General features: G+C 59.4%; 21 protein-coding genes. 16 read left to right on the top strand and 5 right to left on the bottom strand.

Annotated elements, in window-relative coordinates; all coding sequences use genetic code 11:
* The first annotated feature begins 33 nt into the window (after positions 1-33).
* From tilS to ispD, 6 genes are all read left to right on the top strand, one after another.
* Positions 34-1,353: a tRNA lysidine(34) synthetase TilS gene (gene tilS / locus AACY52_RS06300; RefSeq protein WP_339418131.1), complete on the top strand. Its 1,320-nt coding sequence runs from the start codon at positions 34-36 to the stop codon at positions 1,351-1,353.
* A gap of 274 nt (positions 1,354-1,627) precedes the next feature.
* Positions 1,628-3,259, top strand: a complete 1,632-nt coding sequence (locus AACY52_RS06295; protein WP_339427097.1) for a CTP synthase — start codon at positions 1,628-1,630, stop codon at positions 3,257-3,259.
* A gap of 5 nt (positions 3,260-3,264) precedes the next feature.
* Positions 3,265-4,110 (top strand): 3-deoxy-8-phosphooctulonate synthase, encoded by an 846-nt coding sequence (gene kdsA / locus AACY52_RS06290; protein WP_339418128.1) that lies wholly within the window; start codon positions 3,265-3,267, stop codon positions 4,108-4,110.
* Between the two features lie 157 nt (positions 4,111-4,267).
* A complete protein-coding gene (eno, locus tag AACY52_RS06285; RefSeq protein ID WP_065872435.1) occupies positions 4,268-5,557 on the top strand; it encodes a phosphopyruvate hydratase in 1,290 nt (429 codons plus the stop codon).
* A gap of 183 nt (positions 5,558-5,740) precedes the next feature.
* Positions 5,741-6,019 (top strand): cell division protein FtsB, encoded by a 279-nt coding sequence (gene ftsB / locus AACY52_RS06280; protein WP_339418126.1) that lies wholly within the window; start codon positions 5,741-5,743, stop codon positions 6,017-6,019.
* Positions 6,016-6,723 (top strand): 2-C-methyl-D-erythritol 4-phosphate cytidylyltransferase, encoded by a 708-nt coding sequence (ispD, locus tag AACY52_RS06275; RefSeq protein WP_339418124.1) that lies wholly within the window; start codon positions 6,016-6,018, stop codon positions 6,721-6,723. Before ftsB ends, ispD begins: the two co-directional genes overlap by 4 nt.
* Before the next feature lie 122 nt (positions 6,724-6,845).
* Here the strand turns inward: ispD and AACY52_RS06270 are convergent, their stop codons facing one another.
* Complete coding sequence (locus AACY52_RS06270; RefSeq protein WP_339418121.1) at positions 6,846-7,742, bottom strand: LysR substrate-binding domain-containing protein; 897 nt, start codon at positions 7,740-7,742, stop codon at positions 6,846-6,848.
* Positions 7,743-7,851: 109 nt separating this feature from the next.
* On the opposite strand from AACY52_RS06270, the gene AACY52_RS06265 reads away from it, so the two are divergent.
* From AACY52_RS06265 to rpoS, 8 genes are all read left to right on the top strand, one after another.
* Complete coding sequence (locus AACY52_RS06265) at positions 7,852-8,964, top strand: S-(hydroxymethyl)glutathione dehydrogenase/class III alcohol dehydrogenase (protein WP_065880066.1); 1,113 nt, start codon at positions 7,852-7,854, stop codon at positions 8,962-8,964.
* 88 nt (positions 8,965-9,052) lie between these two features.
* Positions 9,053-9,898, top strand: coding sequence for an S-formylglutathione hydrolase (fghA, locus tag AACY52_RS06260; RefSeq protein ID WP_370468013.1), 846 nt, complete (start codon positions 9,053-9,055; stop codon positions 9,896-9,898).
* A 54-nt stretch (positions 9,899-9,952) separates the two neighbouring features.
* The gene (gene ispF, locus AACY52_RS06255) at positions 9,953-10,426 is read left to right on the top strand and encodes a 2-C-methyl-D-erythritol 2,4-cyclodiphosphate synthase (protein WP_025855145.1); all 474 of its coding nucleotides are present in this window, start codon (positions 9,953-9,955) and stop codon (positions 10,424-10,426) included.
* Complete coding sequence (gene truD, locus AACY52_RS06250) at positions 10,423-11,481, top strand: tRNA pseudouridine(13) synthase TruD (RefSeq protein ID WP_339418119.1); 1,059 nt, start codon at positions 10,423-10,425, stop codon at positions 11,479-11,481. Before ispF ends, truD begins: the two co-directional genes overlap by 4 nt.
* On the top strand, positions 11,469-12,218 hold the full coding sequence (surE, locus tag AACY52_RS06245) for a 5'/3'-nucleotidase SurE (protein ID WP_339418117.1): 750 nt from the start codon (positions 11,469-11,471) through the stop codon (positions 12,216-12,218). Before truD ends, surE begins: the two co-directional genes overlap by 13 nt.
* A gap of 41 nt (positions 12,219-12,259) precedes the next feature.
* The gene (locus AACY52_RS06240; protein WP_010563544.1) at positions 12,260-12,895 is read left to right on the top strand and encodes a protein-L-isoaspartate(D-aspartate) O-methyltransferase; all 636 of its coding nucleotides are present in this window, start codon (positions 12,260-12,262) and stop codon (positions 12,893-12,895) included.
* A gap of 207 nt (positions 12,896-13,102) precedes the next feature.
* On the top strand, positions 13,103-13,939 hold the full coding sequence (locus AACY52_RS06235; RefSeq protein WP_339560360.1) for a peptidoglycan DD-metalloendopeptidase family protein: 837 nt from the start codon (positions 13,103-13,105) through the stop codon (positions 13,937-13,939).
* A gap of 106 nt (positions 13,940-14,045) precedes the next feature.
* A complete protein-coding gene (gene rpoS, locus AACY52_RS06230) occupies positions 14,046-15,050 on the top strand; it encodes an RNA polymerase sigma factor RpoS (RefSeq protein ID WP_339418116.1) in 1,005 nt (334 codons plus the stop codon).
* Positions 15,051-15,271: 221 nt separating this feature from the next.
* Here rpoS and AACY52_RS06225 read toward each other — a convergent pair whose 3' ends face one another.
* Complete coding sequence (locus AACY52_RS06225; RefSeq protein ID WP_002554837.1) at positions 15,272-15,481, bottom strand: cold-shock protein; 210 nt, start codon at positions 15,479-15,481, stop codon at positions 15,272-15,274.
* A gap of 386 nt (positions 15,482-15,867) precedes the next feature.
* On the opposite strand from AACY52_RS06225, the gene dcd reads away from it, so the two are divergent.
* Positions 15,868-16,434 (top strand): dCTP deaminase, encoded by a 567-nt coding sequence (dcd, locus tag AACY52_RS06220; RefSeq protein WP_010212421.1) that lies wholly within the window; start codon positions 15,868-15,870, stop codon positions 16,432-16,434.
* Positions 16,435-16,542: 108 nt separating this feature from the next.
* A complete protein-coding gene (locus AACY52_RS06215; protein ID WP_049709645.1) occupies positions 16,543-16,743 on the top strand; it encodes a hypothetical protein in 201 nt (66 codons plus the stop codon).
* A 15-nt stretch (positions 16,744-16,758) separates the two neighbouring features.
* Here AACY52_RS06215 and pdeM read toward each other — a convergent pair whose 3' ends face one another.
* The 3 genes from pdeM to AACY52_RS06200 are packed head-to-tail and all read right to left on the bottom strand — an operon-like array spanning position 16,759 to position 21,338.
* On the bottom strand, positions 16,759-17,409 hold the full coding sequence (gene pdeM / locus AACY52_RS06210) for a ligase-associated DNA damage response endonuclease PdeM (protein WP_339435893.1): 651 nt from the start codon (positions 17,407-17,409) through the stop codon (positions 16,759-16,761).
* On the bottom strand, positions 17,409-19,889 hold the full coding sequence (locus AACY52_RS06205) for a ligase-associated DNA damage response DEXH box helicase (RefSeq protein ID WP_339560357.1): 2,481 nt from the start codon (positions 19,887-19,889) through the stop codon (positions 17,409-17,411). Before AACY52_RS06205 ends, pdeM begins: the two co-directional genes overlap by 1 nt.
* A gap of 57 nt (positions 19,890-19,946) precedes the next feature.
* Positions 19,947-21,338 (bottom strand): phospholipid carrier-dependent glycosyltransferase, encoded by a 1,392-nt coding sequence (locus AACY52_RS06200; protein ID WP_339560356.1) that lies wholly within the window; start codon positions 21,336-21,338, stop codon positions 19,947-19,949.
* Positions 21,339-21,349: the final 11 nt, after the last annotated feature.

Here is a 21,349-nt window from a genome sequence, read left to right as displayed (position 1 = left end):
TATCGTGTTCCAAGTATGCGGCGACAATGTGTGATGAAACGGACGCTGACCGCCAAACTGCTGCAAGCCCTGGTTCCCTGGCAAAATGCCCCGGCCTGGCATATCGCTTTCTCTGGCGGCCTTGATTCCACCGTCCTGCTCCATCTCCTGGCCGCCCTGCCAGAAACCGAAACACTCCCACCCCTCAACGCAATCCATGTCCACCATGGCCTGCAAACCGCCGCCGACGCCTGGCCAAACCATTGCCAGTCGATATGCGACAGCGTGGGCATCCCCCTGCGCGTCATGCGCGTGCAGGTACAACCCGGCGCCAGCCTTGAGCGGGCCGCCCGTGACGCGCGTTACCAGGCGTTTACCGAAGTCATCGGAGCAGGGGAGGTGCTGCTGACAGGCCAGCATCGCGATGATCAGGCCGAAACCCTGTTATTCCGCCTGTTGCGCGGCGCAGGCGCGCGCGGGCTGTCGGCAATGCCTGCACAGCGCCCGTTGGCGGCTGGTTATCTGGTTCGGCCTTTATTGGATGTAGCAAGGGGTGAGTTGGAGGCCTACGCCCACGAGCATCAACTCAAATGGGTCGAAGACCCGTCCAACGCCGACCCGCGGTTCTCACGCAATTATCTGCGCCATCACGTGTTCCCGGCGCTCACGAAGCGCTGGCCTCAAGCTGTCATCAGCCTTGCCCGCACTGCCGAGCACCTAGGTGAAGCCCAGGGCCTGCTCGATGAATTGGCGCAAATGGACCTGCAAGCCGCCGACCAGCCTGCACCTTTTCCCTGGTTGCACCTGCCATCTTTGGCACTTGCGCCGCTGCGCGAACTTTCCGACGCCCGCCAGCGTAACGCCCTGCGCCATTGGCTGGCCCCACTGACCCGTCTACCCGACAGCGACCACTGGGCCAGTTGGCATTCCCTGCGTGATGCCAAGGGCGACGCACAGCCTCTATGGCGCCTGGCCGACGGCGAACTGCACCGTAGCGGCGAACGCCTATGGTGGCTGCCCTCCACATGGTCGGAGTTTTCCGACGCATCGCTGCGCTGGCCCGATCCGCGAAATCCACTAGAGTTACCCGGCAATGGCCGGCTGAAACTCACCGGCAAGGCGCCTGAAGGCCCGCTGGAGGTTCGCTACCGTCATGGCGGCGAAATCATCGACGTGCCACGTCGCGGGCGGCGTGACTTGAAGCGCCTGCTTAATGAAAGTGGGCTTCCGAGCTTCGTCCGTGGCAGATTGCCGCTGCTGTATCAGGGAGAGCAATTGCTCGGGGTGCCTAACCTGGCGGGATTGTGGAACACAGGGGCGGGCGACTGGCAATTACATTGGATGCCACAGACCTGCGATCAAGGTTTGAGCTGATAGCGCCTTTCCGGTAGACTACGCTCCCTTCTTGATACAACTTCTGTGGATTCGCCTGAATCGCAGCAGTTGCCGATTACCAAGCAGTCTTTGCTGGGCGATTCCAAAAAATGTGTAGCGATCAACGTACTGGTGTTTCATTGCCGGTCTGTCATCACGCGGCGGTTTTTTTTGAAAGGTGCACTGTGATTAATGCAGGTGATCGGGGGCTTCGGCCTCTCTTCGCTCTCCCCGGCGGTTCGGACCGCTTTAACGCAGACTTCTAGGGTTTTTCATGACGCGCTACATATTCGTCACGGGCGGTGTTGTTTCTTCATTGGGGAAAGGCATTGCCTCCGCTTCATTGGCGGCCATCCTGGAGGCGCGGGGACTTAAGGTCACCATGCTCAAGCTGGACCCGTACATCAACGTCGACCCGGGCACCATGAGCCCGTTCCAGCACGGTGAAGTGTTCGTCACTCACGACGGCGCCGAGACCGACCTGGACCTGGGCCACTACGAGCGGTTCATCCGCACGACCATGACCCAGAACAACAACTTCACCACCGGCCGTGTCTACGAGCACGTGCTGCGCAAGGAACGCCGTGGTGACTATCTGGGTGCAACCATCCAGGTGATCCCGCACATCACCGATGAAATCAAGCGCCGCATCATCAAGGGTGCAGGCGATGCCGACGTGGCGATGGTCGAGATTGGTGGCACCGTCGGTGACATCGAGTCCCAACCGTTCCTCGAAGCCATCCGCCAGCTGCGTTTCGAAGTCGGCGCCAAGCGCGCGATGCTGATGCACCTGACCCTGGTGCCGTACATCGCCACCGCCGGCGAAACCAAAACCAAGCCTACCCAGCACTCGGTAAAGGAACTGCGTTCCATCGGCCTGCAGCCGGATGTGCTGGTGTGCCGCTCCGATCACCCGATCGACATTTCCTCGCGTCGCAAGATCGCGCAATTCACCAACGTTGAAGAACGTGCGGTGATCGCGCTGGAAGACGCCGACACCATCTACAAGATCCCGGGCATCCTGCACTCGCAAGGCCTGGACGATTTTGTGGTCGAGCGTTTCGGCCTGCAATGCAACAGCGCGGACCTGTCCGAGTGGGAAGCTGTGGTCGACGCCAAGCTCAACCCTGAGCACGAAGTCACCATCGCCATGGTCGGCAAGTATATGGAGCTGCTGGACGCGTACAAGTCGCTGATCGAAGCGATGAGTCACGCCGGCATCAGCAACCGTACCAAGGTCAACCTGCGCTACATTGATTCCGAAGACATCGAGAACCAGGGCACTGCGCTGCTCGAAGGTGTCGATGCGATCCTCGTACCGGGCGGTTTCGGCCTGCGCGGCGTGGAAGGCAAGATCACTGCCGTGCAATACGCTCGTGAGAACAAGGTGCCTTACCTGGGTATCTGCCTGGGCATGCAAGTGGCCGTTATCGAGTTCGCCCGTAACGTGTTGGGCTGGAAAGACGCCAACTCCACCGAGTTCGACAGCAAGAGCGGTCACCCGGTCGTGGGCCTGATCACCGAGTGGGAAGATGCCACTGGTGCCGTCGAGACCCGTACCGAAGCCTCCGACCTTGGTGGCACCATGCGCCTTGGCGCGCAGGACTGCCTGCTGGAGCCGGGTTCGCTGGTTCACGATTGCTACGGCAAGGATGTGATCGTCGAGCGTCACCGTCACCGCTACGAAGTGAACAACAACCTGCTGCCACAAATCAAAGAGGCCGGCCTGAAAATCTCCGGTCGCTCCGGTGATGGCGCGCTGGTTGAAGTGGTCGAGGCACCGGATCATCCATGGTTCGTGGCGTGCCAGTTCCACCCGGAGTTCACCTCGACGCCGCGCGACGGTCACCCGTTGTTCAGTGGTTTCGTTAAAGCAGCACTGACGCAACATCAGAAAAAGGCGTAACCCTGATGGCCCAGAAGATCATTCGCGTAGGCGACATCGAGATTGCCAACGACAAGCCCATGGTGCTGTTTGGCGGCATGAACGTGCTGGAAAGCCGCGACATGGCGATGCAGGTCTGTGAAGAGTACGTGAAGGTGACCCAAAAAATGGGTATCCCTTACGTGTTCAAAGCCAGCTTCGACAAGGCCAACCGTTCGTCCGTGACCTCCTATCGCGGCCCGGGCCTTGAAGAAGGCATGCGGATCTTCCAGGACATCAAGCAAGCCTTCGGTGTACCGATCATCACTGACGTCCACGAGCCTGAACAGGCTGCCGTGGTCGCTGAGGTGTGCGACATCATCCAGTTGCCGGCCTTCCTGTCGCGCCAGACCGACTTGGTTGTCGCGATGGCCAAGACCGGTGCTGTGATCAATATCAAGAAAGCCCAGTTCCTCGCGCCCCAGGAAATGAAGCACATCCTGAGCAAGTGCGTTGAAGCGGGTAACGACCAGTTGATCCTCTGCGAGCGCGGTTCGAGCTTCGGCTACAACAACCTCGTGGTCGACATGCTCGGTTTCGGCATCATGAAACAGTTCGAATACCCGGTGTTCTTCGACGTGACCCACGCGCTGCAAATGCCCGGTGGTCGCGCTGATTCTGCGGGCGGGCGGCGTGCCCAGGTGCTGGACCTGGCCAAGGCTGGCATCAGCCAGTCTTTGGCGGGCCTGTTCCTCGAAGCCCACCCGGACCCGGACAACGCCAAATGCGACGGTCCGTGCGCCCTGCGCCTGGACAAACTGGAGCCATTCCTGGCCCAGCTCAAGCAGCTGGACGAACTGGTCAAGAGTTTTCCGACGGTAGAGACCGCGTAAGCGCCATTTCTCCGGTAGACTTTCCCACGCTTTACGCTCAGGCCTACGGGCCTGAGCCATGTCGCCTGCAAGCCTGCCCCGTTGTTCCACCCTTGCGGTCGGTCAAAAGATTTCCTTCAGCTGCGTCGTTTTCGTCAACTTTGGAGTGTTTACAACAATGGCAAAAATCGTCGACATCAAAGGTCGTGAAGTTCTCGACTCCCGTGGCAACCCCACCGTCGAAGCAGACGTGCTTCTCGATAACGGCATCATCGGCAGCGCCTGCGCGCCGTCCGGTGCTTCCACCGGTTCGCGCGAAGCGCTGGAACTGCGTGATGGCGACAAGAGCCGTTACCTGGGCAAGGGTGTACTCAAGGCTGTAGCCAACATCAACGGCCCGATCCGAGACCTGTTACTGGGCAAAGACCCGCTGGACCAGAAAGCCCTGGACCACGCGATGATCAAGCTCGACGGCACCGAAAACAAAGGCAGCCTGGGCGCCAACGCCATCCTCGCCGTGTCCCTGGCTGCTGCCAAGGCTGCTGCCCAGGACCAGGACCTGCCGCTGTACGCACACATTGCCAACCTGAACGGCACCCCCGGTGTTTACTCGATGCCGGTACCGATGATGAACATCATCAACGGTGGTGAGCACGCCGATAACAACGTCGACATTCAGGAATTCATGGTGCAGCCGGTCGGCGCCAAGACCTTCTCCGAAGGCCTGCGCATGGGCACCGAGATTTTCCATCACCTCAAAGCTGTGCTGAAGGCCCGTGGCCTGAGCACTGCCGTGGGTGACGAAGGTGGTTTTGCACCGAACCTGGCGTCCAACGAAGATGCACTCAAAGTGATCTCCGAAGCGGTAGCCAACGCTGGCTACAAGCTGGGCACCGACGTGACCCTGGCGCTGGATTGCGCGGCCAGTGAGTTCTACGAGGACGGTAAATACAACCTGTCCGGCGAAGGCCAGGTGTTCAACTCCGAAGGTTTTGCTGACTACCTCAAAGGCTTGACCGAGCGTTACCCGATCATCTCGATCGAAGACGGGCTGGACGAGTCCGACTGGGATGGCTGGAAAATCCTCACCGACAAGATCGGCGAGAAAACCCAGCTGGTGGGCGACGACCTGTTCGTCACCAACACCAAGATCCTGAAAGAGGGCATCGATAAAAAGATCGCCAACTCGATCCTGATCAAGTTCAACCAGATCGGCACCCTGACCGAAACCCTGGAAGCCATCCAGATGGCCAAGGCAGCGGGCTACACTGCCGTGATCTCGCACCGCTCCGGCGAAACCGAAGATTCGACCATTGCCGACCTGGCCGTGGGCACCTCGGCGGGCCAGATCAAGACCGGTTCTCTGTGCCGTTCCGACCGCGTTTCCAAGTACAACCAATTGCTGCGTATCGAAGAGCAACTGGCCGGCAAAGCCAAGTACAACGGTCGCGGCGAGTTTCGCGGCTGATCGCTCTTGAGGGTAAGACATGGTAAAAAGCTGACGGATTGCGTCGGAAAACTCACGACAGTGTGGGTTTCGACGCTAATCTGATGGCTATCAAGCACAAGCCTGGTTTTTCCAGGCTTCGTGCTATCAGTTACTTTAAAAGTTTTGCATGGCTGTCTTTTTTCACTGGATACCCGGATTTCGATGCGCAGTCCCAATTGGTTGTTTCTCGTCTTGCTCTTGTTGCTGGCTGGCCTGCAGTACCGCCTATGGGTCGGTAATGGCAGCTTTGCGCAGGTAAAAGACCTGGCCGAGCAAATCGCTGCACAACGCGCCGAAAACGAAGTCCTGCTGGAGCGCAACCGGGTACTTTATGCGGAAGTGCTTGAGCTGAAAAAGGGTACCGAGACCGTTGAAGAGCGGGCTCGTCATGAGTTGGGCATGGTCAAGGAGGGCGAAACCCTCTACCAGTTGGCCCAATGACCAACAGCTTGCCGGCCTTCTGGGCCGTGATTCCTGCCGCGGGCATCGGTGCCCGCATGGCCGCGGACCGTCCCAAGCAGTACCTGCAACTGGGCGGACGTACCATTCTCGAACACAGCCTTGGCTGTTTTCTCGACCATCCTTCGCTCAAGGGGCTGATGGTCAGTCTTGCTGTTGATGATCCGTATTGGCCTACCCTGGCGTGTGCCATGGACCCGCGCATTCACCGTGCGGACGGCGATTTTGAGCGTTCCGGTTCGGTGCTCAACGCGCTGTTGCAGCTGAACGCTTTGGGGGCCAGTGATGATGATTGGGTGCTGGTGCACGATGCGGCGCGGCCGAACCTGAGTCGCGATGACCTCGACAAACTGCTGACTGAACTGGCGGACGACCCGGTGGGCGGTCTGCTGGCCGTGCCGGCACGTGACACCCTCAAGCGAGTCGATAAGCATGGGCGTGTCGTCGAAACCGTCGACCGTAGCCTGATCTGGCAAGCCTACACGCCGCAGATGTTCCGTCTGGGTCCGCTGCATCGTGCTTTGGCTGACAGCCTGGTGGCGGACGCCGTCATCACCGATGAAGCCTCTGCCATGGAATGGTCCGGCCAGGCGCCTCGGCTGATCGAAGGGCGGTCGGACAATATCAAGGTGACGCGGCCGGAAGATCTGGAGTGGCTCAGGTTGCGGTGGGCTAATCGCCGGTAGTCAGTTGCACCGAGTCGACCCCTTCGCGAGCAAGCCCACATTTGCCGCGTTCCAACAGGATAAACGCGGTCAAATGTAGGCGCTGGCTTGCCTGCGAAGAGGACGGCACAAACAGCCAATAATTACTGGCTGTACTCCGGCCTCTCAGCCAGCCCCTCCTTCAAGTAATCCACCAACTTCCTGACCTTCGGCGACAAATGCCGCTGCTGCGGATACAGCGCCCACACCGCTGTATTCGGCGGCTGATGCGCCTCCAGCAGCGACACCAGCGCGCCACTGTGCAAGTGCTCCAGTGCGTAATAATCCGGCAACTGGCACAACCCGACGCCCTGTAACGCCGCATCCAATACCGCTTGCCCACTGTTGCAGCGCCAGTTTCCCTGCACCCGCTGGGAAAATTCGCGCCCGTCCTGGGCCAGTTGCCAGATATCCGAGCTACCAATCAAGCAGTTATGCCGACTCAATTCCGACAAGCTATGTGGCCGACCGTACCGCGCCAGGTAGGACGGCGACGCGCACAGGTACATGCGCCTCGGTGCCAGCCTGCTGGCGACCATGCGCGAATCCTGCAAACGGCCCAGGCGAATCGCCAGATCCAGGCCCTCGTGCACTAGGTCTAGTTGACGGTTGCTCAGCTCGATATCCACGCGCAACTGCGGGTAGAGGCCCATGAACCGCGTTACCAACGGCACGATAAAACGCTCGCCGTAGGCCACGGCGCAGGTCATGCGCAACATGCCTTTGGGTTCGCTGGTGAGGTCACCCACCGCACGCAAGGCTTCTTCGCGCCCGTCCTGCAAACGTTGGCAATGTTGCAGAAAGGTCTGGCCGGCTTCCGTCAAGGTGACCTTGCGCGTGCTGCGATACAGCAACCGCGTTTGCAGGCGTTCTTCCAGGCGCGCCACCTGCCGGCTGATATGCGACGAAGAGACGCCCAGGCGTTCCGCTGCCGCAGTGAATTGGCTGCATTCGGCCACTGCGACAAATTCATCGATGCCTTCCCAGCGGTTTTCAAGCACGGTGATTATCCCTGTACAGCAATAAAGTTTTGCTTTCGCTTGGATTATTAATCAGCTAGCCATGTTTTACACTCACCGTCTCAGTATTCAACTCCATGGAGAAACCCGGATGATCAAGTCCCGCGCCGCCGTAGCCTTCGAAGCCAAGAAGCCCCTTGAGATTGTTGAAGTGGATGTCGCCATGCCCAAGGCTGGCGAGGTGCTGTTGCGCGTGGTCGCGTCCGGTGTATGCCATACCGACGCCTACACCCTGTCGGGCGCCGACCCCGAAGGTATCTTCCCGTCGATCCTCGGCCATGAAGGTGGTGCAGTGGTTGAAGCGATCGGCGAAGGCGTGACCTCCGTAGCCGTCGGCGATCACGTGATCCCGCTGTACACCCCGGAATGCGGTCAGTGCAAATTCTGCCTGTCGGGCAAGACCAATCTTTGCCAGGCCATTCGCTCCACTCAGGGCAAAGGCTTGATGCCGGATGGCACCACGCGGTTTTCCTACAAGGGTCAGCCGATTTTCCACTACATGGGCACCTCGACTTTTTCCGAGTACACCGTGTTGCCGGAAATTTCCGTGGCCAAGATTCCTAAAGAAGCGCCACTGGAAAAGGTCTGCCTGTTGGGTTGCGGCGTCACCACCGGCATCGGCGCGGTGATCAACACCGCCAAGGTCAAGCCGGGCGACACCGTGGCCATCTTTGGTCTCGGCGGTATCGGCCTGTCCGCCGTCATCGGCGCAGTCAAGGCCAAGGCTGGCCGCATCATCGCCATTGACATCAACCCGGCCAAGTTTGAGATCGCCAAACAGTTGGGTGCGACCGACTGCATCAACCCGAAAGACTACGATCGCCCGATCCAGGACGTGATTGTCGACCTGACCGATGGCGGCGTGGACTTCTCCTTTGAATGCATCGGCAACGTTCAACTGATGCGCGCTGCCCTCGAGTGCTGCCACAAAGGTTGGGGTGAGTCGGTGATCATCGGCGTGGCCGGTGCCGGTCAGGAAATCGCCACGCGTCCCTTCCAGCTGGTGACCGGTCGCGTCTGGCGCGGTTCGGCCTTCGGTGGCGTGCGCGGTCGTACTGAGCTGCCAAGCTACGTGGAAATGGCCCAGACCGGCGAGATCCCGCTGGACACCTTCATCACCCATACCATGGGCCTGGAAGACATCAACAAAGCGTTTGACCTGATGCATGAAGGCAAGAGCATTCGTACCGTCATTCATTTTTGAAGCAGCGGCAAGCGACAAGCCATACGCTGCAAGTGAGCGCGCCTTACTTGCAGCCTGGAGCTTGTAGCTTCTAGCTGGGAGCATTCCCATGACCTTGGAAAATATTTCCTGCCAAAAGAGTTTTGGTGGCTGGCATAAACGCTACAAACACAGCTCCCTCGTGCTCGGCTGCGACATGACCTTCGCCGTCTACCTGCCGCCGCAAGCGGAGCAGGGCGGTAAGTTGCCGGTGCTGTACTGGCTGTCCGGTCTCACCTGCACCGATGAGAACTTCATGCAGAAGGCCGGCGCGCAGCGCATGGCCGCCGAGCTGGGGTTGATCATCGTGGCGCCGGACACCAGCCCTCGTGGGCCGGGTGTTCCGGGTGATCCCGATAACGCCTGGGATTTTGGCCTTGGCGCCGGCTTCTATCTGAATGCCACGCAGGAGCCCTGGGCCAAGCACTATCGGATGCATGACTACGTTGTGAAGGAATTGCCTGCGTTGGTTGAAGCGCATTTCCCGGCGTCAGATAAACGTGGCATCAGCGGTCACTCCATGGGTGGCCACGGTGCGCTGGTGTGTGCGTTGCGCAATCCCGGGCGTTACCTGTCGGTGTCGGCGTTTTCGCCGATCAGCAATCCGATGGACTGCCCATGGGGCCAGAAGGCCTTTTCCCGCTACCTGGGCGAAGAGCGTTCGAAATGGCGCGAGTGGGATACCTGCGTGCTGATCAGCGAAGCCGCGGAAAAGCTGCCACTGCTGGTGGACCAAGGTGATCGCGACGATTTCCTTGCCGTGCAACTCAAGCCTGAAGCCCTGCAGCAAGCGGCCAAGGCAGCCAACCATCCGTTGGAACTGCGGCTGCAACCTGGCTACGACCACAGTTACTTCTTTATCGCCAGCTTCATCGAAGACCATTTGCGACACCATGGTCGTGCTTTGCTCGGTTAATGTGAGGCAAAAGTAGGTAGAATCACGCCCTGAATTAAATCGGGGCGTTTTTATATGCGTATTGGCCACGGCTACGATGTGCACCGTTTCGCTGAAGGCGATTTCATCACCCTGGGCGGCGTGCGCATTGCGCACCACCATGGGTTGCTGGCTCATTCCGATGGCGACGTTGTGTTGCATGCCTTGAGCGATGCCTTGCTCGGCGCGGCGGCGTTGGGCGATATCGGCAAGCACTTTCCGGACACCGACCCGACCTTCAAGGGCGCGGACAGCCGTGTATTGCTGCGCCATGTGGTTGGCCTGATCCATGCCAAAGGCTGGAAGGTCGGCAACGTCGACAACACCATCGTGGCCCAGGCGCCAAAAATGGCGCCCCATATTGAATCGATGCGCGCACTGATTGCCGCAGACCTGCACATTGAATTGGATCAAGTGAACGTGAAAGCTACCACCACCGAAAAGCTCGGGTTCACCGGTCGTGAAGAGGGCATCGCCGTGCACTCCGTTGCCTTGTTGCTGCGCGCATGAATGATCTGCAATTGCTGGGCCCACGGGCCTATGGCGAAGCCTTGGGCAGCGCGGTCCTGAAGGCGACCGCTGAAGACTTCCAGGTTGATGAGGTGCTGGATATCCCGCTGACCGGCGAGGGTGAGCACCTGTGGTTGTGGGTTGAGAAGCGTGGCCTCAATACAGAAGAAGCCGCGCGGCGTATCGCCAAGGCGGCCGGCGTGCCGTTGCGCACTGTCAGCTATGCCGGGCTCAAGGATCGCCAGGCGTTGACCCGCCAATGGTTCAGCGTGCAGTTGCCAGGCAAAGCCGATCCGGACATGAGCGCTGCGGAAAACGAAAGCCTCAAGGTTCTCAAGACCGCCCGTCATAAACGCAAATTGCAGCGCGGCGCACATTCGGCCAATGGTTTCACCTTGCGCCTGACCCAGCTGGCCGGTGATACCGCCGCCCTCGACGCGCGTTTGCAAGTGATTGCACAGCAGGGCATCCCCAACTATTTCGGCGCCCAGCGTTTTGGTCACAATGGTGGCAACGTGGTTGACGCCCGCGAGTGGGCCGCACGCAAGGCTTTGCCGGAACAGCGCAACGTGCGTTCACGGCTGCTGTCGACGGCGCGCAGCTACCTGTTCAATAAGGTGCTGGCGGCGCGCGTGGCCGACGGTTCCTGGCAGCGCGCGCAGGTCGGCGACCTGTTGGCGTTTACTGACAGCCGCAGCTTTTTCCCGGCGGGGGAGGCGGAATGCAGCGACCCGCGCCTGGCCATTCTGGACCTGCACCCGACCGGGCCGCAGTGGGGGGAAGGTGACTCACCCGCCAGTGGCGCAACCTTCGAGCTGGAACAGGCGGTCGCCGCCGGTGAAGCCGACCTGCGCGATTGGCTGGTGAATGCCGGCATGAGCCAGGAACGTCGCATTCTGCGACTGCCCATTGGCGGTTTGACGTGGCATTATCCCTCGCTGGACATTCTGCAATTGGAATTCGTCCTGCCGGCCGGATGTTTCGCCACTGTCTTGGTGCGCGAGCTTGTTGATCTGGTGCCGGTGGGGCAGACGGACAACCCATGCGTATTCTGATATCAAACGATGACGGTGCCACCGCACCCGGTCTTGCCGCGCTCTATGCTGCGCTGGAAGATTATGCCGAGTGCGTGGTGGTTGCCCCCGACCAGGACAAGAGCGGCGCCAGCAGTTCGTTGACGCTCGACCGTCCGCTGCACCCGCAGGTCCTGGCCAATGGCTTTATCAGCGTGAACGGCACGCCTACCGACTGCGTCCACCTGGCGATCAACAGCCTGTTGGATCCCCAGCCGGACCTGGTGGTGTCGGGCATCAATCTTGGTGCGAACCTGGGGGATGACGTGCTGTATTCCGGTACCGTGGCGGCAGCCCTTGAAGGGCGTTTCCTGGGCCAAACCGCGTTCGCCTTTTCGTTTGCCTCGCGCCAATTGGATAACCTGCCGACCGCGGCCTATTTCGCGCGCAAGCTGGTAGAGGCTCATGGCTCCCTGGACTTGCCGCCGCGCACGGTGCTCAACGTCAATATTCCCAACTTGCCCCTTGATCATATTCGCGGCATCCAGCTCACGCGCCTGGGCCATCGCGCCCGCGCGGCGGCGCCGTTGAAGGTAATTGATCCGCGCGGCAAGGAAGGCTATTGGATCGCTGCAGCGGGTGACGCCGAAGATGGCGGTCCGGGCACGGACTTTCATGCGGTGATGCAAGGTTATGTATCGATTACCCCATTGCAATTTGATCGCACCTTCAGTGATGCCTTCAGTGGTCTCGATGGCTGGCTGGAGGGGCTGCGCTGATGGGCCGTGAACAAGACGACTTGCTGCGCCGGGGCATCGGGATGACTTCCCAGCGTACCCGCGAACGCCTGATACAGCGCCTGTACGAAGAGGGCTTGTCCAACGCCCAGGTGCTGGAAGTGATCCGGCGCACGCCTCGCCATCTGTTTGTCGATGAAGCCCTGGCCCACCGTGCCTATGAAGACACGGCGCTGCCCATCGGCCATAACCAGACCATTTCCCAGCCTTACATGGTGGCGCGCATGAGCGAGCTGCTGCTGGCCGCGGGTCCGTTGGACAAGGTGCTGGAAATCGGTACGGGCTCCGGCTACCAGACCGCCGTGCTGGCGCAGTTGGTGGAGCGGGTGTTCTCGGTGGAGCGCATCAAGGTGCTGCAAGACCGCGCCAAGGAGCGCCTGGTGGAGTTGAACCTGCGCAACGTGGTGTTTCGCTGGGGCGATGGCTGGGAAGGTTGGCCGGCGCTGGCACCGTACAACGGCATCATTGTTACTGCCGTGGCCACCGATGTTCCGCAAGCGCTGCTCGATCAACTCGCCCCCGGTGGGCGCCTGGTGATTCCGGTCGGCTCCGGTGAAGTGCAACAATTGATGCTCATTATCCGTGAGGACGAAGGCTTTTCACGGCATGTACTGGGCGCTGTTCGTTTTGTACCGCTGCTCAATGGCCCGCTGGCCTGATCAATTTTTTCCGGCGGTGAATTCTGCTGGCGGGGATGTGTCTTACGGCGGGGTCTATTGAATCAACATCACTGGCGCGACGATTCAACACGCTGGACGATTCGTTTCAGACGTGTGCCGGTAAAACTCCAATGCCCAGTTATACTTGCGTCATATTTCAAGCCTGATACAGGCGTTCATGTTCAGCCAGCACAAAGGGAGCGGCGGGTGAGTCTCACAGGTCTTGCGCAGCGTATGAGTAAAACAAGCTTTCATCGACTGGTGCTTGGCCTCGTCTTCAGTTCTGTGTTGGTAGGGTGCTCCAGCTCGCCAAGCGGCGGCGCGCGGGTGGTTGATCGTAATAATGCGGCACCGCAAAGGCCGACGGTAACCACCGGGCAATATGTGGTGCGAAAGGGCGATACGATGTTTTCGATCGCCTTCCGTTATGGCTGGGACTACAAGGCCCTCGCAGCGCGTAACAATATTCCTGTGCCTTACACGATACATCCGGGTCAGCCGATTCGCTTCGACGGTCGCACGGGTTCAACGCCTACGGCAGTCGTGACAAAGAGTGGTTCTTCGCCGTCGTCCTCAAGCAAAACTACCGTCTTCACCCGGCCTGCCGGTACTGCGGCGCCTGCCTCTGCGAACAAGCCGGCACCCGCGCCGTTGCCACCTGCTGGGCCTTCGCCGACCGGTTGGGGATGGCCTTCAAACGGCGTGTTGATTGGAAAATTCTCTTCAAACGGTAGTTTGAATAAAGGCATTGATATCGCCGGAGATTTGGGACAGCCTGTTTTAGCTGCGTCTGATGGGACGGTTGTGTACGCCGGGAGTGGTTTACGGGGCTACGGCGAGCTGATCATCATCAAGCACAGCGATACCTACGTCAGTGCTTACGGTCATAACCGTAGGCTGTTGGTTCGGGAGGGGCAGCAGGTCAAAGTCGGACAGACAATTGCCGAAATGGGGTCAACTGGTACGGACCGGGTGAAACTGCACTTTGAGATTCGCCGACAAGGGAAGCCTGTAGATCCGCTGCAATTCTTACCCCGTCGTTGATATGTTGCACAGCCTGTTCCCTCACGTAGAAGGAACAGGCTCCAGCGTTGCCAAGGATAAAGGCGCCGCTTGAGCTTGAGGTCGAACTCACCAAAGGACTATAACAATGGCTCTCAGTAAAGAAGCGCCGGAGTTTGACATCGACGATGAGGTCCTCCTTATGGAGACCGGCATTGCTACGGAATCGATGTCGAATGAGGGACCTGCTGTACCTTCAGTTCGCACCAAATCCAAGAACGCCACCGCGTTAAAGCAACACAAATACATTGACTACACGCGGGCGCTCGATGCGACCCAGTTGTATCTCAATGAAATCGGCTTTTCCCCTCTGCTTACCCCCGAAGAAGAAGTCCATTTTGCGCGCTTGTCGCAAAAGGGCGATCCGGCCGGGCGCAAGCGCATGATTGAAAGCAACCTGCGCCTGGTGGTGAAAATCGCCCGACGCTATGTCAATCGTGGGCTTTCCTTGCTGGACTTGATCGAGGAGGGCAACCTTGGCTTGATCCGGGCGGTAGAGAAGTTCGACCCTGAGCGGGGCTTCCGCTTTTCGACCTATGCGACCTGGTGGATTCGTCAGACCATCGAACGGGCGATCATGAATCAGACTCGCACGATCCGGTTGCCGATCCATGTGGTCAAGGAGCTCAACGTCTACCTGCGGGCAGCGCGTGAGCTTACCCAAAAACTCGATCATGAACCTTCGCCTGAAGAAATCGCCAACCTGCTGGAGAAACCGGTAGGGGAGGTCAAGCGCATGCTTGGTCTTAACGAGCGCGTGTCTTCGGTCGACGTCTCGTTGGGTCCGGATTCGGATAAAACCCTGCTGGACACCCTGACGGATGATCGCCCTACGGATCCTTGTGAGCTGTTGCAGGACGATGATCTTTCCCAGAGCATTGACCAGTGGCTGTCTGAGCTCACGGACAAGCAGCGTGAAGTGGTGATTCGCCGCTTCGGCCTGCGTGGCCATGAGAGCAGCACCCTGGAAGACGTAGGTCTGGAGATCGGTCTGACCCGTGAGCGGGTGCGGCAGATCCAGGTGGAAGGGCTCAAGCGCTTGCGCGAGATCCTGGAGAAGAATGGCTTGTCGAGTGAGTCGTTGTTCCAGTAACGACGCCTAAGGCCGCTATTAAAGCGCCCGGTGCATGAGAGTGCGCCGGGCGTTTTGCTTTCTGCTGCCGTAGCAGCTGCCGAGCCTTCGCGAGGTACCGTTAACGCAACCTCGCGAAGGCTCGACAGCTGCTACTTCACGCAGAGTCATGGGCATGAAATCCCAGGCATAAAAAAACCCCGCTTTTAAGGGCGGGGTCTTTTCGACTAAGTCAGTACAAGTTAGATAACTTGAACTTCTTCAGCTTGCATGCCTTTCTGACCGCGGGTAGCGATGAAAGAAACCTGTTGGCCTTCTTTCAGGCTTTTGAAGCCGTCGGATTGGATAGCTTTGAAGTGAACGAACAGGTCGTCACCGGATTGTGGAGTGATGAAGCCGAAGCCTTTTTCATCGTTGAACCACTTAACGGTACCAGTTTGGCGATTAGACATGGTGTAACTCCTTGAACAAAGTTAACTGCGACTCAGGAAAAGCCCTGGCCGAGACTGAGTGCAAAGAGCAGGAAAAATTCTTGGAGATGGTTGGATCGAAATTCAACATATCGTGTAGAGATTCTCAGTGACACAAGCAACACAGTGACGTCACCTTAACTGTTTTTCTCGGACGTGCCAATGATATTTCCGAAGGTTTCTCTATTTTCGTGACTGGGGGTGGTATTTCTATTCCCCTCCCACCGCTATAGGGGGCCCGGCTCCGTTGGCTAAGACGTGTAAGCAACCGGCGTTTTTTTAAGAAAAGTCCCGTGGCCTTTGAACCCCAACGCCGGCCCCGGTAAGATGCCCAACAGATTTTTCACCTCGCTATTCAGGACACCGCCATGAGCATCAAATCGGATAAGTGGATTCGCCGCATGGCGCAAGAGCACGGCATGATCGAACCGTTCGTCGAGCGGCAGATCCGCGGCCAAGGCGATGCCCCGGTGATTTCCTACGGCGTTTCCAGCTATGGATACGACGTGCGCTGTGCCGATGAATTCAAGGTGTTCACCAACATCAACTCGGCCATCGTCGATCCAAAGAACTTCGACGAAAAGAGCTTCGTCGACGTCAAGAGCGACGTGTGCATCATCCCTCCGAACTCCTTCGCCCTGGCGCGCACCGTGGAGTTCTTCCGTATCCCCCGCGACGTGCTGACCATCTGCCTGGGTAAAAGTACCTACGCGCGCTGCGGCATTATCGTCAACGTGACTCCGCTTGAGCCTGAGTGGGAAGGCCACGTCACCCTGGAATTCTCCAACACCACGACGCTACCGGCGAAAATCTACGCCAACGAAGGCGTGGCGCAGATGCTGTTCCTGCAGTCTGACGAGGCCTGTGAAGTGTCCTATAAAGACCGCGCGGGCAAGTATCAGGGCCAGCGCGGCGTCACTCTCCCACGCGCTTGATAGAAAGGTCTTACGCGTAAAGGGAATTAGTCTGAAGAAAGTGACTCTATCTAGGTGTACTGCCTCGGCGCGTGTAAAACGCGTCGAGCCACGCTTGAGGAGTACTTTATGAAGATCGACCCGCGAATCAGCGCAGAAATTGCCCGGCTTGAACCCAACCAGATTGGCGTTCTGGCCTGGTCCCTGATGGCCGACCCTGCGTATGCGGGTGGTATTCCCGGCCAGCCAGACCCGGATTCCCCGCAGCCCATTGAAGAACCGGGCTCGCCCACTGTTCCAGATGAGCCGCCTCCCGCGCCTGTAGCCTGACACCTCGTCAGCCAGTCAATGCACTGGCCAAACTTGATGGTCGCCGATGACAAATATTCGGCGGTCATTGGCCTGTTCCACGGCAAAGCCACCGGTAAACGCGCCAAACGCCGGCAGCAAGCTGACCTGCGTCCCGATCTGAAAGCACGGTAGGCGCAAACTTTGCCGTCCCTTGCCGCGCAAGCGATACACAGGATGCACGTGCCCTGCCAATACATGGTGGGTCGCATGGGCTTCCGGTTCGTGTTGCAGTGCAAACGGGGCCATCAGCAGCGGCTGCGCAACAACCTCGATCCTCAGATCCGCAGGCGGGTCACCCGCACGTTTATCATGATTGCCTCGAATCAAGGTCATAGGCAGGTCAGGATGGCGTGCTCGCCAGGTTCTCAGTGCGCTCAGCGTGCCGCTGGCATGAGAGCCTGGACCGTGTAGGAAATCACCTAGAAAGATCATCTGTGCACACGGTAGCGTCGATAGCAGCCGGTCCAGTCGTTGCAAATTCTCGGTCGTGGTTCCCTGCGGCACCGGTTGCCCCAGGCTTCGATACGCCGACGCCTTGCCGAAATGCGCATCTGCAATCAACAGGCACTGACGCGCAGGCCAATAGACGGCCTTGTCTGCCAGCAACCACAACGCTTCTCCCTCTAGCATTACCGAACAAACCATCAGCGCTTCCCGTTATCCGCGACTTTTTCCAGGTCCTTGACCATCCGCGCAATGCGCTCAGAGAGTTTTTCCGAACTCATGCTTTCGCGCATCCGCTCAACCAACAGGGGAAAGGCCAGCGGCGTAGGCCGTTCGATCTCATGCAGGTCCAGTTTCAGCGCCGACAGATGACGTAATGTCTCTTCCAGCCGGCGAATATCCAACTCATCACGCAGGACTTCTTCCCCCGCCTGGGTCAGCAGCAGGTTCTGCGGGTCATATTGCTTGAACACCTCAAAGAACAACCCGCTGGACGCCTGCACCTGTCGGGTACTTTTCGGCGCGCCAGGGTAACCGGCGAACACCAGCCCGGCGATCCGTGCGATTTCACGGAAACGGCGCAGGGCCAGCTCCCCGGCATTCAGGCTGGCCACCACATCATCCAGCAGGTTTTCAGAACTCAGCAGCGCGTCGTTCAACAGCGCCGGCCAATCCAATTGCGTGGCACTCAACAACTCCAGCCCGTAATCATTCACCGCAATGGAGAAGGTGACCGGCTGCCCTCGGCTGACCCGCCACGCCAACACACTCGCCAGCCCCAGGTGCACCTGGCGTCCGGCGAAGGGGTAGAGGAACAGGTGCCATCCCTCCCTCGATTTCAGGGCTTCAGCCAGCAAATGCGCGCGCGTCGGCAAGCCGGACCAGCGCAATTGTGTTTGCAAGAGGGTTTGCACCGCCTGCATCTCCGGCCCTTCGAAGTGTCCCTGGGCCGCTTCATCCAAGCGCACGACGACGGCCTGGGCCAGCTCATTGGAAAGCGGCATGCGCCCACCATTCCAGCGCGGCACAGCGGCTTTTTTCGCGGTGCTGCGGCGTACATAGGCGGTCATGTTTTCGACCCGCACCAGCTCCAGCAAGCGCCCGGCGAACAGGAAGCCATCTCCCGGCTTGAGCCGCGCAATAAAACCTTCCTCGACGCTGCCGAGGTTTTTGCCGCCGCCGCCCTTGCTCCAGAACTTCAACTGGATGCTCGCGTCACTGACGATGGTGCCGATGCTCATGCGATGCCGACGTGCCAGCCTTGCGTCCGGGACGCGCCAGATGCCGTGCTCGTCCGGCTCGACGCGACGGTAATCCGGATAAGCCGTCAACGAAAGGCCACCATGGCGCACAAATCCCAGCGCCCAGGCCCAGTCTTCATTCGTCAGATCGCGATAAGCCCAGGCGCCGCGTACCTCGGCCAGCAGCGCTTGCGGTGTAAAGCCACCGCCCAATGCCATGCTGACAAGATGCTGGACGAGTACATCCAACGATTTGTGCGGCGACTCGCGCGCTTCAATGCGCCGCTGCGCAATCGCATCCTGCGCTGCTGCGGCCTCCACTAACTCCAGGCTGTGGGTCGGCACCAATGTCACCCGCGAGGGCCGCCCCGGCGCGTGTCCCGAGCGACCCGCGCGTTGCATCAGGCGGGCCACGCCTTTGGCCGAGCCGATCTGCAGTACGCGCTCCACCGGCAGGAAATCCACCCCAAGGTCCAGGCTTGACGTACACACCACCGCCTTGAGCTGGCCGTCTTTCAACGCCCGCTCCACCCAGTCACGGGTCTCTCGCGACAGCGAACCATGGTGCAGGGCAATCACTCCGGCCCAATCGGGACGGGCATCAAGCAATGCCTGGTACCAGATTTCCGATTGCGCTCGCGTGTTGGTAAAGACCAGGCAACTGCTGCTGCTTTCCACCTCGGCCACCACTTGGGGCAGCATCTTCAAGCCGATATGCCCGGCCCAGGGAAAACGTTCTGTAACGGGTGGCAATAACGTGTCGATGATCAACTGCTTGGTCGTTAGCCCCTGCACATTGATCCCGTCACCCTGTGGGACCAGTACTTCCAATGCGTGAGACTGATTACCCAAAGTTGCCGAAATACCCCACACCATCAACTCTGGATGCCAGCGCCGCAAGCGTGCCAGCGCCAGTTGCAGTTGCACGCCGCGTTTATTACCGATCAGTTCGTGCCACTCATCCACGACCACCATGCGCAGGTTTCCCAGGCTGGCTTCGCTATCGGCGCGGGCGAGCATTAACGTCAGGCTTTCCGGAGTGGTGACCAGTGCGGTGGGCTGGCGGCGGGTCTGCCGTGCGCGTTCGCTGCTGCTGGTATCGCCGGTGCGCAGGCCGACACGCCAGGGAATCTGTAACGCCTCGAGCGGCGCTTCAAGGGCGCGGGCGGTGTCGGCGGCCAACGCACGCATGGGCGTGATCCACAGCACCGTCAGCGGTTCAACCGGCGGTTTGCGTTTACCGGTTGCCGCTGGGCGCGTGATGGCGAAGCGGTTGAGCGCGGCAAACCACAGTGCATAGGTTTTACCGGCGCCGGTGCTGGCGTGCAGCAAACCCGATCGGCCTTCCTTGACCGCCGCCCAGACTTCTTTTTGAAAGGCGAACGGCTTCCAGCCTTTGGCGGTGAACCATTGCCGGGCGAAGTCGAGAGGTTTTGCCATGCGGGCGCTGACGCTCTGAAGGGCTTATTGCACAGACCCTGAACGCCTGCCAAAGGTTTAACCGGGTGCAGCACGACAGTAATGCAATTGGTAGGTATTGGCCTGGGCCACTGCGTTGCAGGTCAAGGTTGGCGGCAGCGGTTGCTGGTTGTTTTTGCGTCGGACTAGGTAAAAGTCTTTCGACAGCGGCAGTTGTTGTGGGCTTTTGGTGTGCCGTGCCCAGCCGCTGCTATAGAACTCGGCCGAATAGGAGCGTGAGCCCAGGTAGATCAAGTCGCCGGGCGCAGCGGCTTGTTGCGCTTTCCAAAGCGCAACCATGTTTTTCTGGTTTTGTGGGCGGTCGGCAACCTCGCCGCTGATGATCAAGATGTAGCCCAGTAGTGGCAAGGCCGACGCCATGGCTGCGATGACGGTACCGCGTATTTTGCGGCACAGCACCTCAGCCAGTAATAACGCCCAGGCTGGCAGCGCGGGCAGTACGTAGGTCCAGAGAATGTTGGTGGACATGGTAAAGAACAAGGGCGCTGAAACAGCCCACCCCAGTACAAAGATCAAGTACTCCCGCTGACCTTCAAATTGCCCGCGCAGCTTGACCAGCATCGGTAAACACAGCGCCCAGGGCAAAAGCCCGCCCAGCAGGTGCCCCCAAATCATCGCCAAGGGTTGCGCATGCGCGCTGCCGTATAGATCGCCTTGCCATTTGCTGATGACGTAGCGACTGAAATGTTCGCCGACGATGAAGTACTCCAGAAAACCCGGGGTTTTCAGTTCGGCCAGCCAATACCAGGGCATGGCCACGACGAGCATCAGTGCCAACCCCGGCAACCATGGCAGCCCCAGCAATCGCCGCCAATGCCCGGTAAGCGCCAGCCAGATTGACGCGGGCATCGCCAGCAACACAAGCGCCAGCGGGCCTTTTGCGAGCAGGCCCAGGCCAAGCCCGAGAAATCCCGCCATGGCCCACCTGCGGTCACCGTGCATCAAACCGTGCCACACGCCCAAGTGGGCGAGCAAAAGGGCGAACGCCAATGCGCCGTCGGTCAACACGGCACCGCTGGAAAGGAACCCGAGTGTGCAAGTCGAGTAGATAATCGCTGCCGTCAGGCCGACTCGCAGGCTGCGCTCGCGGCAGGCGAAGTGCACGATCAGCGCGCAGCTGGCGACATGCAGCAGCCAGGTTGAAAAACGGCTGGAGAACTCGTTGATGCCGAACACTTTCATGCTCAGGGCCTGTAGCCAGAATGACAAAGGCGGCTTGCCCCAGAACGGCACACCGTGATCGAACATCGGCGTGATCCAGTCATTGGAAACGAGCATTTTTCGGGCAATTTCGGCATAGCGGGCCTCCGAGGTATCCATGATTGGATAGAGCCCGAGTGTGACCAGGCGCGCCAGCAGCACCGCGAACAGGATGCCCCAGAGCAAACGCACGGACGCGGAATGATTCATGCCGTCAGCCT

This window comes from Pseudomonas sp. EA_65y_Pfl1_P113 (assembly GCF_963970525.1).
In the GTDB taxonomy this organism is placed as follows: domain Bacteria; phylum Pseudomonadota; class Gammaproteobacteria; order Pseudomonadales; family Pseudomonadaceae; genus Aquipseudomonas; species Aquipseudomonas tritici.
The sequence above is the reverse complement of the archived record's forward strand: the minus strand, read 5'-3'. Positions and strand labels throughout refer to the sequence as shown.

Bases quoted from the DNA above. Each gene is read 5' to 3' on its own strand.
- AACY52_RS06265 (WP_065880066.1), top strand. From the start codon at position 7,852: ATGATCAAGTCCCGCGCCGCCGTAGCCTTCGAAGCCAAGAAGCCCCTT.
- ftsB (WP_339418126.1), top strand. From the start codon at position 5,741: ATGCGCAGTCCCAATTGGTTGTTTCTCGTCTTGCTCTTGTTGCTGGCT.
- AACY52_RS06240 (WP_010563544.1), top strand. From the start codon at position 12,260: ATGACTTCCCAGCGTACCCGCGAACGCCTGATACAGCGCCTGTACGAA.
- AACY52_RS06215 (WP_049709645.1), top strand. From the start codon at position 16,543: ATGAAGATCGACCCGCGAATCAGCGCAGAAATTGCCCGGCTTGAACCC.
- AACY52_RS06205 (WP_339560357.1), bottom strand. From the start codon at position 19,889: ATGGCAAAACCTCTCGACTTCGCCCGGCAATGGTTCACCGCCAAAGGC.
- AACY52_RS06200 (WP_339560356.1), bottom strand. From the start codon at position 21,338: ATGAATCATTCCGCGTCCGTGCGTTTGCTCTGGGGCATCCTGTTCGCG.
- ispF (WP_025855145.1), top strand. From the start codon at position 9,953: ATGCGTATTGGCCACGGCTACGATGTGCACCGTTTCGCTGAAGGCGAT.
- fghA (WP_370468013.1), top strand. From the start codon at position 9,053: ATGACCTTGGAAAATATTTCCTGCCAAAAGAGTTTTGGTGGCTGGCAT.
- truD (WP_339418119.1), top strand. From the start codon at position 10,423: ATGAATGATCTGCAATTGCTGGGCCCACGGGCCTATGGCGAAGCCTTG.
- dcd (WP_010212421.1), top strand. From the start codon at position 15,868: ATGAGCATCAAATCGGATAAGTGGATTCGCCGCATGGCGCAAGAGCAC.
- AACY52_RS06295 (WP_339427097.1), top strand. From the start codon at position 1,628: ATGACGCGCTACATATTCGTCACGGGCGGTGTTGTTTCTTCATTGGGG.
- surE (WP_339418117.1), top strand. From the start codon at position 11,469: ATGCGTATTCTGATATCAAACGATGACGGTGCCACCGCACCCGGTCTT.
- kdsA (WP_339418128.1), top strand. From the start codon at position 3,265: ATGGCCCAGAAGATCATTCGCGTAGGCGACATCGAGATTGCCAACGAC.
- ispD (WP_339418124.1), top strand. From the start codon at position 6,016: ATGACCAACAGCTTGCCGGCCTTCTGGGCCGTGATTCCTGCCGCGGGC.
- eno (WP_065872435.1), top strand. From the start codon at position 4,268: ATGGCAAAAATCGTCGACATCAAAGGTCGTGAAGTTCTCGACTCCCGT.
- AACY52_RS06225 (WP_002554837.1), bottom strand. From the start codon at position 15,481: ATGTCTAATCGCCAAACTGGTACCGTTAAGTGGTTCAACGATGAAAAA.
- tilS (WP_339418131.1), top strand. From the start codon at position 34: ATGAAACGGACGCTGACCGCCAAACTGCTGCAAGCCCTGGTTCCCTGG.
- rpoS (WP_339418116.1), top strand. From the start codon at position 14,046: ATGGCTCTCAGTAAAGAAGCGCCGGAGTTTGACATCGACGATGAGGTC.
- pdeM (WP_339435893.1), bottom strand. From the start codon at position 17,409: ATGGTTTGTTCGGTAATGCTAGAGGGAGAAGCGTTGTGGTTGCTGGCA.